This is a genomic window from Faecalibacterium sp. Marseille-P9312 (assembly GCF_902497445.1).
In the GTDB taxonomy this organism is placed as follows: Bacteria; Bacillota; Clostridia; order Oscillospirales; family Ruminococcaceae; genus Faecalibacterium; species Faecalibacterium longum.
This window is the reverse complement of record NZ_CABVEW010000005.1, coordinates 88,592-104,489: the sequence shown is the minus strand read 5'-3', so window position 1 is coordinate 104,489 and position 15,898 is coordinate 88,592. Positions and strand designations below refer to the sequence as shown.

Annotated in this window: 14 protein-coding genes; 3 read left to right on the top strand and 11 right to left on the bottom strand. The window is 50.2% G+C overall.

Annotated elements, in window-relative coordinates:
- The first annotated feature begins 46 nt into the window (after positions 1 to 46).
- Both F3G95_RS05230 and F3G95_RS05225 read left to right on the top strand, forming a co-directional pair.
- Positions 47 to 1,399: an SLC13 family permease gene (locus tag F3G95_RS05230; protein ID WP_149794114.1), complete on the top strand. Its 1,353-nt coding sequence runs from the start codon at positions 47 to 49 to the stop codon at positions 1,397 to 1,399.
- A 33-nt stretch (positions 1,400 to 1,432) separates the two neighbouring features.
- Positions 1,433 to 2,794: a D-serine ammonia-lyase gene (locus tag F3G95_RS05225; protein WP_149794113.1), complete on the top strand. Its 1,362-nt coding sequence runs from the start codon at positions 1,433 to 1,435 to the stop codon at positions 2,792 to 2,794.
- A gap of 67 nt (positions 2,795 to 2,861) precedes the next feature.
- Here F3G95_RS05225 and F3G95_RS05220 read toward each other — a convergent pair whose 3' ends face one another.
- The 9 genes from F3G95_RS05220 to F3G95_RS05170 all read right to left on the bottom strand — a co-directional run bounded on the left by F3G95_RS05220 (position 2,862) and on the right by F3G95_RS05170 (position 10,965).
- On the bottom strand, positions 2,862 to 3,167 hold the full coding sequence (locus tag F3G95_RS05220; protein ID WP_149794112.1) for a hypothetical protein: 306 nt from the start codon (positions 3,165 to 3,167) through the stop codon (positions 2,862 to 2,864).
- Positions 3,168 to 4,113: 946 nt separating this feature from the next.
- On the bottom strand, positions 4,114 to 5,736 hold the full coding sequence (locus tag F3G95_RS05205) for a recombinase family protein (protein ID WP_008791695.1): 1,623 nt from the start codon (positions 5,734 to 5,736) through the stop codon (positions 4,114 to 4,116).
- A 107-nt stretch (positions 5,737 to 5,843) separates the two neighbouring features.
- Positions 5,844 to 6,029: a hypothetical protein gene (locus F3G95_RS05200; protein WP_004849804.1), complete on the bottom strand. Its 186-nt coding sequence runs from the start codon at positions 6,027 to 6,029 to the stop codon at positions 5,844 to 5,846.
- Between the two features lie 270 nt (positions 6,030 to 6,299).
- Positions 6,300 to 7,640: a virulence-associated E family protein gene (locus F3G95_RS05195; protein ID WP_115714955.1), complete on the bottom strand. Its 1,341-nt coding sequence runs from the start codon at positions 7,638 to 7,640 to the stop codon at positions 6,300 to 6,302.
- The gene (locus F3G95_RS05190) at positions 7,525 to 8,265 is read right to left on the bottom strand and encodes a CHC2 zinc finger domain-containing protein (protein ID WP_115714956.1); all 741 of its coding nucleotides are present in this window, start codon (positions 8,263 to 8,265) and stop codon (positions 7,525 to 7,527) included. Before F3G95_RS05190 ends, F3G95_RS05195 begins: the two co-directional genes overlap by 116 nt.
- 47 nt (positions 8,266 to 8,312) lie before the next feature.
- Positions 8,313 to 9,728, bottom strand: coding sequence for a MobQ family relaxase (gene mobQ / locus F3G95_RS05185; protein WP_085953783.1), 1,416 nt, complete (start codon positions 9,726 to 9,728; stop codon positions 8,313 to 8,315).
- A 59-nt stretch (positions 9,729 to 9,787) separates the two neighbouring features.
- Positions 9,788 to 10,105, bottom strand: a complete 318-nt coding sequence (locus tag F3G95_RS05180) for a DUF3847 domain-containing protein (protein ID WP_008816380.1) — start codon at positions 10,103 to 10,105, stop codon at positions 9,788 to 9,790.
- Positions 10,106 to 10,391: 286 nt separating this feature from the next.
- On the bottom strand, positions 10,392 to 10,595 hold the full coding sequence (locus F3G95_RS05175) for a hypothetical protein (RefSeq protein ID WP_004614949.1): 204 nt from the start codon (positions 10,593 to 10,595) through the stop codon (positions 10,392 to 10,394).
- 145 nt (positions 10,596 to 10,740) lie between these two features.
- Complete coding sequence (locus F3G95_RS05170) at positions 10,741 to 10,965, bottom strand: helix-turn-helix domain-containing protein (protein ID WP_110104245.1); 225 nt, start codon at positions 10,963 to 10,965, stop codon at positions 10,741 to 10,743.
- Positions 10,966 to 11,267: 302 nt separating this feature from the next.
- Between F3G95_RS05170 and F3G95_RS05165 the strand changes: the two genes are divergently transcribed.
- Positions 11,268 to 12,308: a DUF6076 domain-containing protein gene (locus tag F3G95_RS05165; protein ID WP_110104246.1), complete on the top strand. Its 1,041-nt coding sequence runs from the start codon at positions 11,268 to 11,270 to the stop codon at positions 12,306 to 12,308.
- A gap of 256 nt (positions 12,309 to 12,564) precedes the next feature.
- Here the strand turns inward: F3G95_RS05165 and F3G95_RS05155 are convergent, their stop codons facing one another.
- Both F3G95_RS05155 and F3G95_RS05150 read right to left on the bottom strand, forming a co-directional pair.
- Positions 12,565 to 15,057 carry an ABC transporter permease gene (locus F3G95_RS05155; protein ID WP_115714958.1) on the bottom strand — a complete coding sequence of 831 codons (2,493 nt, stop codon included), beginning with the start codon at positions 15,055 to 15,057 and terminating at the stop codon, positions 12,565 to 12,567.
- A 14-nt stretch (positions 15,058 to 15,071) separates the two neighbouring features.
- Positions 15,072 to 15,737: an ABC transporter ATP-binding protein gene (locus F3G95_RS05150; protein WP_115714959.1), complete on the bottom strand. Its 666-nt coding sequence runs from the start codon at positions 15,735 to 15,737 to the stop codon at positions 15,072 to 15,074.
- Positions 15,738 to 15,898: the final 161 nt, after the last annotated feature.

The following is a 15,898-nucleotide window of genomic DNA, read 5'->3' as shown; positions in this document are numbered from 1 at the left end:
TACGTCTTTCCACCGAACAAAATCTACGACAGAAAGGGAAATGATCATGTCTCCATTGATCGCGTTTTTGATCGTCTTCGTGCTCCTGCTCATTGCGCTCATCAAGCTTAAAGTCACCCCCTCTGTTGGTCTGTTTGCCGCCGCCATCATCTTCGGCCTCATGGTCGGGATGCCGGCTGCGGATATTCTGAGCAAGCTGCCCGCCGGCTTCGGCAATATGATGACGAGCATCGGCCTCCTCATCGTGTTCGGCAGCATCTTCGGTGACTTCCTTGGCAACTCGGGCGCGACCGAGGAGCTGGCAAAAGGTATGGTCCGGCTGTTCGGCAAGAAGAACGATTACCTTGCGCTGAACCTCGTCGGCTTCATCCTCTCCATCCCCATCTACTTCGGCTGTGCCTACATCATGACGGCCCCGCTGGTGACTGCCTTGCAGAAGATCAGCAAAAAGAGCATGAAGGGTTATGTCATCGCCATCTTTACCGGCCTGATGCTTACCCACAGCTGCGTCGCACCTACTCCCGGCCCTCTGGCCGTCGCAGGCCAGATTGGCGCGAACGTCGGCTGGTTCATCATCTGGGGCATCATCGTCTGCCTGCCCGCCAGCCTCCTCGTGGGCTGGGTGTATGCGAACCTCGTCAACTCGAAGGAAGAAAAGCAGCGCGCCCGCGACGCGATGAAGGAGATCGTGGAGGACGAAGACCTCCTCGCTCCCGACCCCACCAAGCCCTCCGCGCTGAAAGCCTTCCTGCTCGTCATGTTCCCCATCGTCCTCATCGTTTTCGCAGCCATCTTCTCGCTGTTCGTCACGGAGGGCCCTGTCTACACCGTCATCAACTTTGTCGGCAACTCCAACATCGCCCTCTTCATCGCCATGCTCGTCACTGGCTATGTTCTGCATCCGTATATGCCTGAAAAGACCGTCATGCAGTACATCGACGCCTATGCAGACCGCACCGGCAATGTCCTGCTCATCGTGGGTGCCGGTGGATGCTTCGCCTCCATGCTGGGGGCAACGACCATGAGCACCGACCTCGTCGCCATCATGTCCGCGACCAAGATGCCCGTCATTCTGCTGGGATTCCTGCTGGCGTTCTGCATCCGCGCCGCTGTCGGCTCTGCCACCGCTGCCATGCTCACCTCCATCGCCATCGCCGGCCCGGTGTGCCTTGCCTCTGGCATGTCGCCCATCATCGCAGGCCTCTCTGTCTGTCTCGGCGCCAACGCCGCCACCTTCCCGACGGACGTTACCTTCTGGTTTCCGTCCACCTACAACGGCCTCGATACCAAAGACTGCCTCGCCACTACGACGATCCCCTGCATTCTGTCCGGTGCCATCGGCATGGTCATTCTGGTCGTGCTCAACGCCTTCTCCGGTGTCCTCCCCGGAATGTTCTGAACGTCGCTTTAGGAATAGGAAAAGGAAAATATTATGCTCTCACCAAATAAGATCATCGCAGGGCGCTCTGCTGCCGACTGGATAAGCTCCTGTCCGGTCGTGGGCGACATCTGCGAGCTGAAGGAAACGGCGTGGCTCAACCCCGACAAGCAGCCGTTTGAACAGGCCAAAGCCGCCTGCCCCCTCGGCATGGCGGACATCGAGGATGCCGCTGCGCGCTTGGAGCGCTTTGCCCCGTACCTGTGCAGGGTCTTCCCCGAGACAGCCGAGAGCCACGGCATCATCGAGTCTGCCGTCCGCCCCATCCCCGCGATGCAGAAGGTGCTGGAAGAAACTTCGGACACCGCCATCGCCGGGCAGGTGTGGATAAAGCTGGACAGTCATCTGCCGATCTCCGGCTCCATCAAGGCCCGCGGCGGCATCTATGAGGTGCTGAAAACGGCGGAGGACATCGCCCTCCAGAGCGGGATGCTCCACCTGACGGACGATTACGCCGTGCTGGACACCGAGCCGTTCCGGGAGCTGTTCTCCCGCTACTCCATCGCTGTCGGCTCCACCGGCAACCTCGGCCTCTCCATCGGCATCATGAGCGCAAAACTCGGCTTCAAAGTCACCGTCCACATGTCTGCGGACGCGCGGCAGTGGAAAAAAGACCTCCTGCGCAGCCGCGGAGTCAAGGTGGTGGAGTACAAGTCCGATTACAGCATCGCCGTGGCCGAGGGCCGCAGGCTGGCCGCAGATGACCCTTACTGCCATTTTGTGGACGACGAAAATTCCAAGACCCTCTTCCTCGGCTACACCGTGGCCGCGCTCCGACTGAAAAAGCAGTTCGACGCTCTGGGCATCATCGTCGATGAAGAGCATCCGCTCTTCGTCTACCTGCCCTGCGGCGTGGGCGGTGGACCCGGCGGCGTGGCCTTTGGACTGAAAATGGTGTTCGGCAATGCGGCGCACTGTTTCTTTGCAGAGCCCACGCATTCCCCGTGTATGATGCTTGGCATGGCGACAGGTGAAAATAACAACGTCTGTGTGCAGGATTTTGGCGTTGACAACCTGACCGCTGCCGACGGCCTCGCCGTGGGACGCGCTTCCGGTTTCGTCGGCGCGCTCATGCGCCCCTTCATGAGCGGCTGCTATTCGATCCAGGATGAGCGGATGTACAAGCTTCTTGCCGAGCTTGCGGACGCCGAAGGCATCTACCTCGAGCCGAGCGCCCTCGCCGGGATGTATGGCCCGGTCCTGACACAGCAGGGCCGGGCGCTCGGCGGGTACGCGGAGCGCGCTGTCCCCGCAGGGGCAATGGCCAACGCCATCCACCTTGTCTGGGCCACGGGCGGCAACATGGTGCCCCGCGAAGAGATGCAGCACTACTACGAGAAGGGAAAAGCCCAATAAATGCCCTGAACCATAAAACAGCAGCGGGTATCCGGTGAGAGCCGGATACCCGCTGCTGTTTTATGGTTCAGTCGTTCTTCACGGCGATGAGCACGCGGATCTTTCCACCTGCTGCACAGCCGAGGCTGTCGTACCAGCCGATGAGGTGGTAATCTTCGGCATTGACCTGCGAGAGGGTGGTGGCGTAATACTGGCCCTTGTACCACAGGTACACCTGCATATCGTCGGCAAGCTCATAGCGCTTGGAGCCGCTCATGGCCGAGGCTGCGCCCAGCTTGTCGATGTTGGTGGGGACCAGCTGCACCATCGACTTCACGGTGCCGGAGGGGCTGGTACTGACGGCGATGCCGCCGGCCAGGACCGGGTACTTCACCGAAACATTATGGACAAGAGCACAAAAGGCAGACCGAGAAACGGGCTGCTGACAACAAATTAAGGCTGAACACCAAGCACAGGAAAAGTGCGAGGTATTCAGCCTGTTTTGTTGTCCGGGGTTTCCAAAGGGGCTTGTCCCTTGGCACACGACTTTGCTTGCAAAGTGTAGTGTTGTTATACGCTCTGTCGGCGTTGCTGCGAAAATGCCGTTGCCGCCGGGGAGGGCAAGCACATTTTAAGCAGCAGGAAAATAGGACTGTGCTTGCGTGGCGTGGAGCCGCAAGCACAGGTCCGGTTTCAACAGCAGACAGGGCGTATATGAATGCCCCCGTCCCTCGTCCTACGCCGAACTATGGGACAAAGTGTCCCAGACAGATAGCCACACTTACGAAAAAGCAGACGGATTTTCTTTTCAAAATTGAAATGGGCGGGAAGCCATTTTAGGGCTTTCCCGCCTTGATTACCCTTTAGCAAAGACGGGCGGGGCCGTCAACGGCGGGCGCAGCCCGTTCATCTTGCCGTTGACTGGCTCGACTGGTTTTGCTACAAATTCTATCTCTTTATGATTTGTCGGAAAAACTCTTTACCCAAACAAAAACTACAATTGTAGTTGCAATGAGTAATTCCGCAAGAATTACAGAAGCATTCCATATTTCAAAATAGAAATGCCCAATGAAATAGACTGCAAAAAATATCAAATAAATTCCAATCGAATACATGATATTTTTGGAAATTTGAGTGCGTTTCTGTTCCCTAACTAACATCTGTTTCTGTTGCTGTTCCAGAATTTCTGTTTTAACCGATAATTCATCTATCTCTGATGGTTTTAACAGATAATCCACGGTAACATCGAATGCTTTGCTTAGTTCAACAATCTTTTCTACTTCGGGTATGACCTGCCCCGTCTCCCTTAATTAAAGATATTGTTGGGTAAAAAAGAAAGGTCAGTCGATTTTGCCGATGAAGCGGTAGTAGATTTCTACTTCCTGCTCACGGCTTCCGTCCTCGCCCTTGACAGCTTCGTGGACGGTTATTTTTTCAATTAGAGTGTTCAGAAGTTCGGCGGTCAGCTCCACAGGGTTGACATACTGTTTCATCAGGGCAATCCACTTTTCAGCATCCGCTGCGGTCTGTACGGCGGCTTCCATCGTTTCGTGAAGCTGTCTTATTTTTGTTTCAAGCTCCTTTTGCTCGTTCTGGTACTTCTCGGACAGCATATTGAAGTTATACTCGGTTATGCGTCCGGCAGACCAGTCCTCATACATTTTAGCAAACAGCCCGTCAACCTCGGCTTTACGCTTCTCTGCCTTTTTCAGCTCCGCAGCCTGCTTTTTCTTCGCAGAGTTTCTTTCCCTGTCGCTGGCATTGAGCAGGCGTTTCAGCAGCTTGTCCTCGTCTTTCTGTGCCAGCATAGACCAGTATTGCAGTCTTGCAAGCACATAGGCATACAGTACATCATAGCGGATATAGTGCATGGAACACTGGCGTAATCCCTGCCCGTTCTTGCTGCAATGGTAGTACCCGTATGGGTTCTTATTCTGCTTGTTTTCCCCATAGGCTAAAGACCATCCGCAGTCTGCACATTTTATCAATCCTGCGAAAATCTGTGTCGTACCGTTTCTGCGTTTCCTGCGTCTGCTTGCAATCAGCTCCTGAACTTTTTGGAACACTTCTTCAGAAATGATGGCTTCGTGGGTATTTTCCACACGATACCATTCTTCCTGCGGCTTCCGCACCTTTTTCTTGTTCTTGAATGAAATGTTGCTCTGCTTGTTGTGAATGCTGTGACCGATGTAGGTTTCCTCTTTCAAAATGCTCTTGACCTGTGCTATCGTCCACGCATAGGCTTTTTCTGCGGGCGCACCGGCGTAGATATTGGCGAAAGTCCCGTATCTTTCATAGTTCAGCCAGCCGGGGGTAGGTACTTTTTCCTCCACCAGAATCCGTGTAATGCTGGCGGCTCCACGCCCGTGTACAGCAAGGTCAAAAATCTTCTCTACAATCCAGCGTGTTTCCGGGTCGATCAGAAGATGACCTTTTTTGTCCGGGTCTTTTACATAGCCCAGCGGTGCATAGGCTCCATAGTGTGCGCCATTGGCAAATCTTGTGTGCATGGCAGCCTTGACCTTTTTGCTGGTCTGTCGGGCGTGCATTTCATTCAGGATGTTTAAGAACGGTGCAAGCTCGCTTTCTCCGTTGATGGTGTCCACATTGTCATTGATGGCAATGTAGCGTACTCCCTTGCTGGGGAAATAGATTTCCGTGTACTGACCGGTCAGGATATAGTTTCTTCCCAGACGGGATAAGTCCTTTGTGACAACGCAGTTGATTTTCCCGTCTTCGATGTCATCAATCATCCTTTGGAAACTTGGACGCTCGAAATTTGTCCCACTCCATCCGTCGTCAATGTACTCGTCTACAACGGTCAGCCCATGCTCTGCGGCATACTGTCTAAGCATCATGCGCTGGGTCTGGATACTGCCGCTTTCCCCCTGTAATTCATCGTCACGGCTCAATCTCAAATATAGTGCAGTGTTATAAATCGTTGTATTGTATGGTTGTTTCACGGTTAAAAATCCTCCTTCTAAAAGAAACAACCCACGCTTATACAATACTCGCTGGTACAAGTATATCATAAGCGTGGGCTGATTGACAGTCGTTATTCCGTATTTTTTCAGGAAGCGGCGGCAGCGTGCTGGATCACATCTTCCAGCAGGCTGTCAAGCGGCTTCCCATCCTGTGCGAAATGCTCCGATACCTTGATACGGACTTTCCCCATGACAAAATACTGGGTGCCGTCTTTTTCGGTAAGCAGGGTGCCGCTGTTTTTGTTATTGCTCTCGTTTTTGCTTTTTGCCATAGGCAGTTACCTCCATAAATGAAATATGCCCGACAAGGGAATGTCAGACAGGTGTACAGCCGCAGACTGTCTCCGTGTCAACCAAACCGTGTCAACCGGCAGAAAAGACTTTGAAAACAATCCATAGGCGCTCTATTATTACTTTTTACTTTTTCTTTGATTTCTTGGTTGACATGGTTGACAAAGGAGAGAAATGCCCCAAATATCAGGCTTTTCCCCGTCAACCGGCTGTCAACCAAAGCGTCAACCAAACTGTCAACCGGTGGCTTTTCAGAATGGAAGTTCCATTTGCCGGGCTTCTTCTTCCGTGATTTCCTGAAAACCGTCCCCCTCCGGCGGAGCTTGGTTGACACGCTCCCAGCCTTTTTGAGAACCGTATTTCTTATACCGCTTCGGGCTTTTGTAGGCTACCCAGCCCTGTATGATGCCGCCCGCAATGCCGGTATTCATAATCTCGCAGATTGCCCGTGTCTCCCAGTCTGCCGGGGAATTTAAGTTCCCCAGCGCTTCCTCATAAAGCTGCTTGGAACATACCCTGTCGCCGGTGTAGTCCTCCAAATAGGCGTAGATCATGCCGGCCTGTGTGTCTTCCTGCATAAAGTCCTGCTGGTGGGCGTTCAGGTATCGGTTCATTTCTATGCTGAATGACAGCTTATACTTCCCACTGCGATAAACCGTCATGGCTTCCGCCCACATCTGTTCGATATACGCCCTCGCCGCCGCTTCATCGTCCAGTATGTGAACCTCCGCCCGTTCCGGGTACACCGTCACGGGGAGAAAGCGCCGGTTGCCGGTGCGGTCACGGGGCAAAAAGTCCTGCCGGTTGGTCGTCCCTCCAAATACACATTGCCGCAGCCGGTCTGCCGGATGTGTCTCATACGGCACTTTGTAGGTTTCTTTCTGGCGGCTTAAGAATGACTTGATTTCCTCAATACTCTTGGCGTTGGCTGTGGCAATCATCTCCGACATCTCGATAATCCAATGCCCTTGCAGCTTGCGGTACACATTTTCATCGTCCAGCTTTTTCAAATCGTCTGAAAACCATTCGTCCCTGCCTGCCAGCAGCCGGAAAAAGGTAGATTTCCCGGCTCCCTGACCACCAACCAGACAGAGCATGACCTCAAACTTGCTCCCCGGTCTGAATACCCGCCGGATGGCTCCCATCAGGAACAGTTTCAAGGCTTCATAGGTGTATTCGTCCGTATCGGCTCCCAGAAAGTGATGCAGGGCGTAACGGATGCGCTCTGTGCCGTCCCATTGCAGGCTGTTCAGGTAATCCCTGACTGGATGGTAGCGGTTTTCATTGGCAACAATCTTGATGGCGCTCTGCACCTTTTTCTCGCTGGTAAGCCCGTAATTTTCTTCCAGATACAAAAGCAGGTAGTTCATGTCCATGTCGGTCAGCGTGGTACTGGTGCGCTCCCAGCCCAGCGGCTTCACAATGTCAATCTGCTCCGTCAAAAGGTTCAGGCGCAGCGCCCCGCGAAACAGAGGGTCACGCTGGAACACCGTCAGGCAGTTTCGGATGCTGTTCTTCACGCCGCCTTTCTGCGTCCCCTCTAATGTTTCCCGGATTTCTGCCGGTGTCTGCGCCGGTTCCATTGTGTCCATCGTCCTTTTGACCGCTTCCTGCGTTTCCGGCGGCAAGCTCTGAAATTCGCTGTTCAAGCCGCAACACCTCCTTTCCCTGTGCGGCGATCAATGCCGCTTTTTCTTCTATTTCTCCGTATAACAAAATATCCAAAAGGTATTCTGTGTAGCTTATCCTCTGCAACGCTTCCACAAAAAGAGGATGCCAGATGGCATCCTGCGGCTGTGGGGCGTGTGCTGTTTTCCAATGCTCCAGCAGGCGCAGATAATCGCATAGCACCCGGAAACAATACCGTTCCGTTTCCTGAAATCTCTGCTCCGCTGATTTTTGTCGGGGCTGTGACCTGTTGTGACGCTTCCTATCTGGCGGCGCATTGCCGGATTTCTCATAGGAAACGCCGAAGTTCTCCGCAAGCCTGACCGCAGCTTCCCGTTTCCCCAATCCATGCAGCAAAGCGGCAAAGTCGATCACATCCCCGGAAGCCCCGCAGCCGAAGCAGTAAAAGCGGCTGTCCACTTTCATGCTGGGCGTGCGGTCATTGTGGAATGGACAGCAGACCATGCCGTTTCTCCCCACCCGGATTCCATAGAATGAAGCAGCCTGCCGGGTGGTAACAGACTGTTTCACCGCTTCAAATACATTCAAATGCTCCCTCCATAAAAATACTGGTAGCGGTAAAGCTGCCGGTTATATCATAGCTCCATCTCATGTTTCTTTCTCTGTACTGCCTGTGGCTGCTCCCTCCGGCGCAGTGCGGTATCTACGGCGTTCTGCACCTGCCGTAGCCGTATGACTTCCTCCCGGAGTGGCTTGTGCTGCGGAGACAGTTCGGCATACTCTGTTTTTAACTGTGCGTATTCCTGTTTCCATGCTTTCAGGGCAATGGGTTTTCCGTCCAGTTTTTCTTTCAAAATACGGCGGGCGGCATAAAACAGCCGTAACTCCGCATCGTGGGATGTTTCAAATTTCTCCCTCTGTTTCTTAAACTTGATATTGTTCAATTCCGTATGAACAGGTTTTAGCCGCTGGTAATTCTCGCCCTCCCGTATCAATTCCTGCAATTCCTTTATCCGGGCAGATTTCTTTTTCATGGAGTCGCTTAACGCTTCAAATTCTTCGTTGACAGAGGAAAGACGCTCCTGCAAATCCTCTAATGTGAGCAGCTTGTTTTCCGTCAGATAATTGACGGCTTCGGCAAACTGCTTTAAGTTTCCGGTTCTGGCTTTATTGCTCCATGCCCCTGCGTTGCGCTGGTTGTAATAAGCGATCAACAGGTCGGCAAGGCTCGGTGTCTGCGGTTTGGAAAGTTCTTCTTTTACCTCTGCCATCCAGACAAACAGGGCTTTGATCTTCTTCCTCACATCCTGCATGAGCCGGTTGGTGGCTTTAATCCAGCGGTTCAGTTCCCCTTTCTCGGTGCGGATGCCCTTTGCTTCCATCTGCCGGACATTAGCTCCCTCGTGGACAGTAGGTATCAGGTCAAGCCCCTGCCGCACATAGGAACGGTGGTCGATACGCACATCCAGCCCTTTTTCCTCAAATTTTGTATTAACGGCAGCCGCCCACTGCTCCCGCCAGTGTTCCAGCGTTTCCGGCTCATGCCAGTCTGTTGTATGGACAGCGTTAAACATATAATCGCCGTTTTTATCCCGGATTCGGTTTCCATCTTCATCAAGAAGATATTCCCGACGCTGTTTTTGTCCCCATGTGCCATCCGGGTTCAAAGGGCGCATGGTTGTCATCACATGAAAATGCGGGTTAGGGATGCCGCCGTCCTCTTTCTCCGGGCTGTGAAAAGCAAGGTCGGCAATCATGCCTTTTGTCACAAACTGCTCCTGTACGAACTTCCTCGCCAGCTCCATGTTTTCTTCCAGCGTCAATTCATTCTGCATGGCAATATCAAAGGAATAGGCAAGCTGTGCTTTTGGATGTTTCTCGCAGTTCTCCACAGCATTCCAGAGGGTCGCCCGGTCAAGATATATTTCCGGCGCATGGGGCGGCAGCATGATTTCCGAAGCGATCACGCCGCCCTTTTTGGTGTAGTCGCTGACTTCTCCATAGTAGCTGCTGTAAAGACGCTCCCCGGCTCGATAGGCTGCGCTGGCAATGGCGCTCTGACCGGCGCTGCGCTTGATCTGTGCGATTGAAAAATGATAAAGTGCTATCCTTAGTCACCGCCTTTCTCCTGCCCGGAAATACGGGCGTGGTTCTCTGTGGCAGACCGGATGAAATGCTCCGCCTGCGGCAGATTCAAAATGCTTTCCATGAGGGAATAAAATTCCGCTTCGGATAGCTCCTTTGTCTGTGGTGCAATGCTCTCAATAGCTGCCCCACGGGTAATCAGCCGGTGCGTCCTCTGTTTCCGGGAACCGCTTTCCAGATACGCCTGCCGGTTTTTCAAACGCTGCATTTTCCGTTTTTCCTGTTCCAGCAGGACAGTGGTTTTTTCATATTCCTGCTTCAACTGTTCCAAAGATTTTTCCATGTTCTCACATCCTTTGCTGATAAGATAAAGAAAGACCATCCGCAGACAGTCCGTGTGTCAGTGCTTCTATAAAACCCGATGAAAAGGGAAAACCGCAGAGCGGATTTCTCTTTGCGGCGGGTACACAGGGGATAGCCGCTTTAGCGGCGCAAGGGGGTGTAGCCACCTTGTCGGAGCGAAGCGAACGCAGACCTCGGATTGCTGATTTTATCAGCGGCAGAGGTAAGCTCCGCAGGACGCACGATACATGGTCTTTAGACTATGTATAGAAGTGCGCCCTTAGTTCCTAAGGGATTTTGCCGTTTCCGGCAGTCTTGTCCTTTTTCTTGGAACGCTTGGAAAGATACTTCGGGCAGTCAACCACAACCGCCCGGAAGCTCTGTTTACATTCGTGCTGGCATTTCCGGCACAGTTCGTTGTAAGTGATACGGCTGCGGTCATTTAAGAAGAAAGACCATTCCAGCCGCCGCTTGTTGCTCATTCTTGCCATAACCGGCTCCTTCCTCCGTTTCTATCTGATGTACGCAGATAGGCTGTTTTGGCGTAGCGTTTCGGTATCATTTTTAAGGTTTTTCCCTCTGTATGCCCCTTTGGAAAGTGCGGCGGTATTGCAGTCAGGGGATAATACCTCACGCTTATTTGTCGCTTCCCGGTACGGTTTCAGAGCCTTTTGCCATCCATTCAAAGAAAGCAATTTTGCTGACCTTGATAAGCCTGCCCCTGCGGAACGCCGGAAAGCTGGGGGTGTGTACCAGCTCATAGGCGCTCGCTCTTGAAATTCCCATAATCCGCTGGATGTCCGCCACATCCAGAACCAGAGGTAAATCCTCGTAGCTGTTCAATCTCTTTTTATCGTTCATTCTGTTCCTCCCATAAATCAAATAGGTTAAAATGCTTCCTGTTGCCGTTCTCCCCCAAAGCCGTTTTCCTGCCCCATTCCTGCGGTGTTTCCCTGCATTGGTGCGCCGGATGCGTCACTTCTCCTGCCGGTCATATCCCTTTTGGACGGTCATTCACTTGTCAAGGTACTGTGTGGTACGAAATTACCAACTACAATCATCATAGCGGACCATCATTGACAAAACAATGCTTCTGCGTTACCATGAGTGTAACGGATATAACTAAATTATATAATTACCATAGACAAAGGCAGGGGATAGGGATGGAGAATCAGTTTATACGGCATGAGCCATGTTTTGAGAGGATTTTGTTTGTCCTGACGCTGGACAGGAAGAAAATGAAAGAGCGGATTTTGATTGGGGAAGAACAGCAGATCCGCTTCCAGCTGAACGGGAGCCAAAACGCCGAGGTGCTTTGTGATATGAAACGCCCGCTGGGGACTTTTTTGATAAACTTTGAGCGTGACACGGACAGAGATTGGAACTTATACGGGCTTTCTCCGCTGCGGCAAGCCCTCCGCTCCAACCGATGGAAACAGCCGGAGCTGGAGCAGACGGCAAGCGAATTTCTCTGGGGAAAATATCTTAGCAATGACCCTCTGAAAATGTATGTGGCGTTCCGTATCTGGAACAGCTATCTGCTTGCCAGAGAACCCCGTGACCGTAACGCTGCCTGTGACCGCTTCATGGATAAAATGAGCAGACTGACCGGGGTATTCCAAAACGAAACCATGAGCTTTGACAGGGAGACAGGAAAACCGAAACATTTTCAAGCTGGCAGCCTTTATTTCAAAGGCGCACCGTCAGAAGATACCCGGCTTGACCTCTGGTTCCCGGACAACCGGCGCACAGAAGAATGTGTGTCTGCCTATGCGTCCCTCTACCCGTTGATTACCTATTATCTGAACAGGCTGAATGACTGGGGGCTTTGTTTCCGGCAGTGCAAGGTCTGCGGGAAATATTTTCTGGCAAAGAGCCAGCGATATGAGCTGTGCAGTGACAAATGCCGAAAAGCACAGGCGCTTCAAAACAAGCGGGAATTTGACGAGAGGGCAAGAGAAAATAACTATGACCTGCTTTATAAAAATGAATGCCAGAACTGGCGCAACAAAATAAACCGGGTAAAAAATACCGCAGGCTTTCCGGCTGACCGTCTGGAAAAAATACAGGCTGCCTTTGCTGACTTTAAGAAAGAAGCCTTACAGAGAAAAAAAGCTGTAAAAACAGGAATGGCCAGCCCGAAAGAATTTGCGGACTGGCTGTATCAGCAGAGTAATGTAATTGTTGAGCTGACCGAGATATGAAAAACTTTCTATCGTCAATTTCGCATTATTGCAATAACAGATTGCTTCTTCCATGAATGGTAATATTATCATCAAACTTTTGGAAGAACTATAAATGTCCGAGGTGCCTTTGATTTCGACAGAAAAACAGGCTGAATTGTTACAAAGCTCGGACATTTCAAAAGAATTTTTTGAAAAATACTAAAGAAGCGGAGCAGCTAAAATCTGCTCCGCTTCGATATGATTGATCTAAGGATGTTTTGCTATTTGATAAAACTCACTCTGTCAACCGCAATCGTTCCACAACTGGAAGGTTAACGTCAGTTTTGTAGACCCATATAGGCACAATAAGGCAGATTAGCAACACCAGTCCAGACACCAGCACCAGTGGGATAAATGGATAGGAGAAAACAGCATAATAGGCCACTTTACTAAAAACCATATATAGCAAGATGAAGATTGCTGTTCCAATGGTGACTGCAAGGGAAAGGGAAACGCCCCAATAATAGAAACCTTCCATAAATAGCATTCGTTTGATTTGTCGCTTTGTCATTCCAATGCTTTCAAGAACAGCTAATTCATAGCGCCGAGTATTTACATTGACAACCATTGTATTGACAAAGTTCATGACACCAACAAGCAGCAGGATCACGGACAACCCTGTTCCTAAAACCTTTGCTGTAATGAGATATTCCTGCATTTCTTCTCGCCGTTCATATCGGGATATAATATCAATGTTAGCTTGTGATGCGGTGATTTGCTTTAATTCTTGCAGTATACTTTCGTCATGTTGACCATCCGTATCAAAGGCCACGCGGAACACTCTATATTGCGGAAAGAGTTCTTTCAAAGCTGTTTGACTAATATACAAATCAGGAGCCGTCCCTCTCTCATTGTCTCCACCTGCTCGAAACCCTTCATTCAAATAACCGTTCGCTACAATAAAGGAATGCTGTCCGTTCTGCGTCTGGATTGTTATTTCCTGCCCCGGCTGAATAAGGCCTTCTACTGTTTTGGACAGCAGCACAACCTTTCCTTGTTCAAAGGCAGACGTGTCAATAGGCAAGTTTAAGGTTTTATTGATTTCTTCCAAATATGCACTGTCAATTCCAAAAACCCCGCTAAAAAAGTTTTGCTGATAATTTTCTAATTTTGCCGGATCAGAAAAATCAATGCCGTTTACTCCGTCTAATGACGCAAGAAACTCGTGAAATACAGCATCGTCATATACAACATCTGCTGCTACTTGAGGATAAGGTGCATAGGTCAACCTCAAATTCTCAATGCCGTCAAGCTGACCAATCTCTGAAACCATTTCGCTGGAAATTAAATCTTCTCTTTCGTGGATACTATATGTGAGTGCAAAATCGCTTACTCCCCATTGGCTCACATAATTCTCCGGGCTTAAACCATGTAATAGCCCTGTGACGACAAGGAACAAGGAAAGGCCGAAAAAAAGCGATGCAAAAACAAGGGTTGTACTCTTAGCATTACGAAAGACATTGTTCCATGCCATTCTGGACAACTTCATTTTGCTACAATTTCTGGCGCTGCTCTTTGTGCTGGCTGCTGTATATTGGAGTGCTGCTATTGGTGAAACACTTCCGGCAATTTTGGCGGGCTTCATGCTTGCAATCATAACGGTAATGAACGTAAATATGGCCGATCCTATGAAAATAAACGGCGAAAAAGATACTTTTGTTCCCACATCAGAATTTGTTGAATACATCATATTCAGGAAGTAAGGAACAATGCCAAAGGAAACAACCGCACCAAGTAACAGACCAATCGGAATACCAATACAAGAGATTCTGATTGCCTGCTTATAGATAATTCTTTTTATCTGCCTTTGGGTCGTTCCAATCGTTTTAAGACGGCCATAGAATTGCACATCTTTTACGACAGAGACATAAAGAATATTATAAATCAGCAGATAGCCGCTAAAGGATATAAAAACTGCTAAAATTATTACAGCTAAAATAATAGTTCCACCATTTGCCTGTTCTAATGGTGCAATTTCAAATGTTTGCCCTTCTGTAAAGTCAATCTCACGCCGCAATCTTTCACAGTTTTTGTCAGCATTATCATTGCCTTGAAAACGGATCATTGCCGTAACACTATTATCCAGTGATACATTTAAGCTATCCTTAAAAGCGGATGAAACATAAACATAACCACGATTATTTGTGCGCATTGGAATGTAGTCCGTATAGTAGCCCGACAGCAAAAAGGTGTCTGAGACATAATTATAGCTATCGCCAATTTGGTACGACAACACAATCTCCATCCCTATTTGCGGATCAGAAATGCCCATCTGTTCAAGCACCCATGTAGGTAGCATAATTTCGTTTTTACTTGATGGGTAATTTCCTACAACACCTGATATAGTAGGAAGACGGTGGTGTTCCCACTCGGTATCATCTATCCAAACTATACCTAATCTCGCATTTTGCAGTTGCTCTGTATCAACACTGCCTAAACGCTGCTGTATACCTACGTCAAGGACAAGGTTTGATTTTGAAATGTCAACCAACTGATTTTCTGTTACATTTGTGATTCCGACATCAGCGGTAGTTCCCATTAACCGAATTTGTTGCATTTGGTAGGTTTCAAAGTAACTAAAACCAATACTGAATGTCGCAGTTATCATAAATGCAGTTAGCACAAGAGCAATGATTGCAAATAAATTACGCTGCCGTTCACGATGCAAACTGCGCTTTGCCAGCTTCTTTTCAATGTCACTGGTATCATTTTCAAAAGGCCATGTCATAGCTTGCCACCTCCTTATTCCACAATCCTGCCGTCCTCAATGCGGACAATCCGATCTGCAAGGCGGGCAATGTCGTTGTTGTGGGTAATCATCACAACAGTTTGCCGAAACTCCGCACTGGTACGCTTGATAAGTCCCAGCACCTCGGCGCTGGTCTTGCTGTCAAGGTTGCCGGTCGGCTCGTCGGCCAGCACAATAGCCGGTTTGGTAATCAAGGCGCGGGCGATAGCCACACGCTGCTGCTGGCCGCCGGAAAGATTGTTCGGCATATTTTTCAGTTTATCTTCCAGCCCCAGCAGGTGAACGATTTCGTCCAAAAACTTCTGATCCACCGTGTCCCCGTCCAGCTCCACCGGCAGGACGATGTTCTCATACACATTCAGGATCGGAACAAGGTTATAGTTCTGGAAGATAAAGCCGATGTTGCGGCGGCGAAAGATGGTAAGCTGCTCGTCGTTCTTCTTTGCCAGTTCTTCGCCTCGGACAATCACTGTTCCGCTGGTGGGAGTGTCCAGCCCGCCCATCATGTGAAGCAGGGTGGACTTGCCGCTGCCGGAGGTTCCCACAACGGCCACAAACTCACCGTCATTTACGGAGAAGTTCACGCCGTCAAGGGCGCGGGTAATGTTCGGTTCTGTACCGTAATACTTTTTCAGGTCAATCGTCTGTAAAACGCTCATATTCAAAACTCCTTTCAAGGTTTCCTACCTGTTGATGAGTGTATTGTAAAACCCAAATGTCCGCGAAATGTTACAGCGGCTAAAAAAATTCATTGAAAATTGAGGTGAAATGTTACAACGCTCGGACATTTCATTTTATCTCTGCACTTCGGGCCAACTTG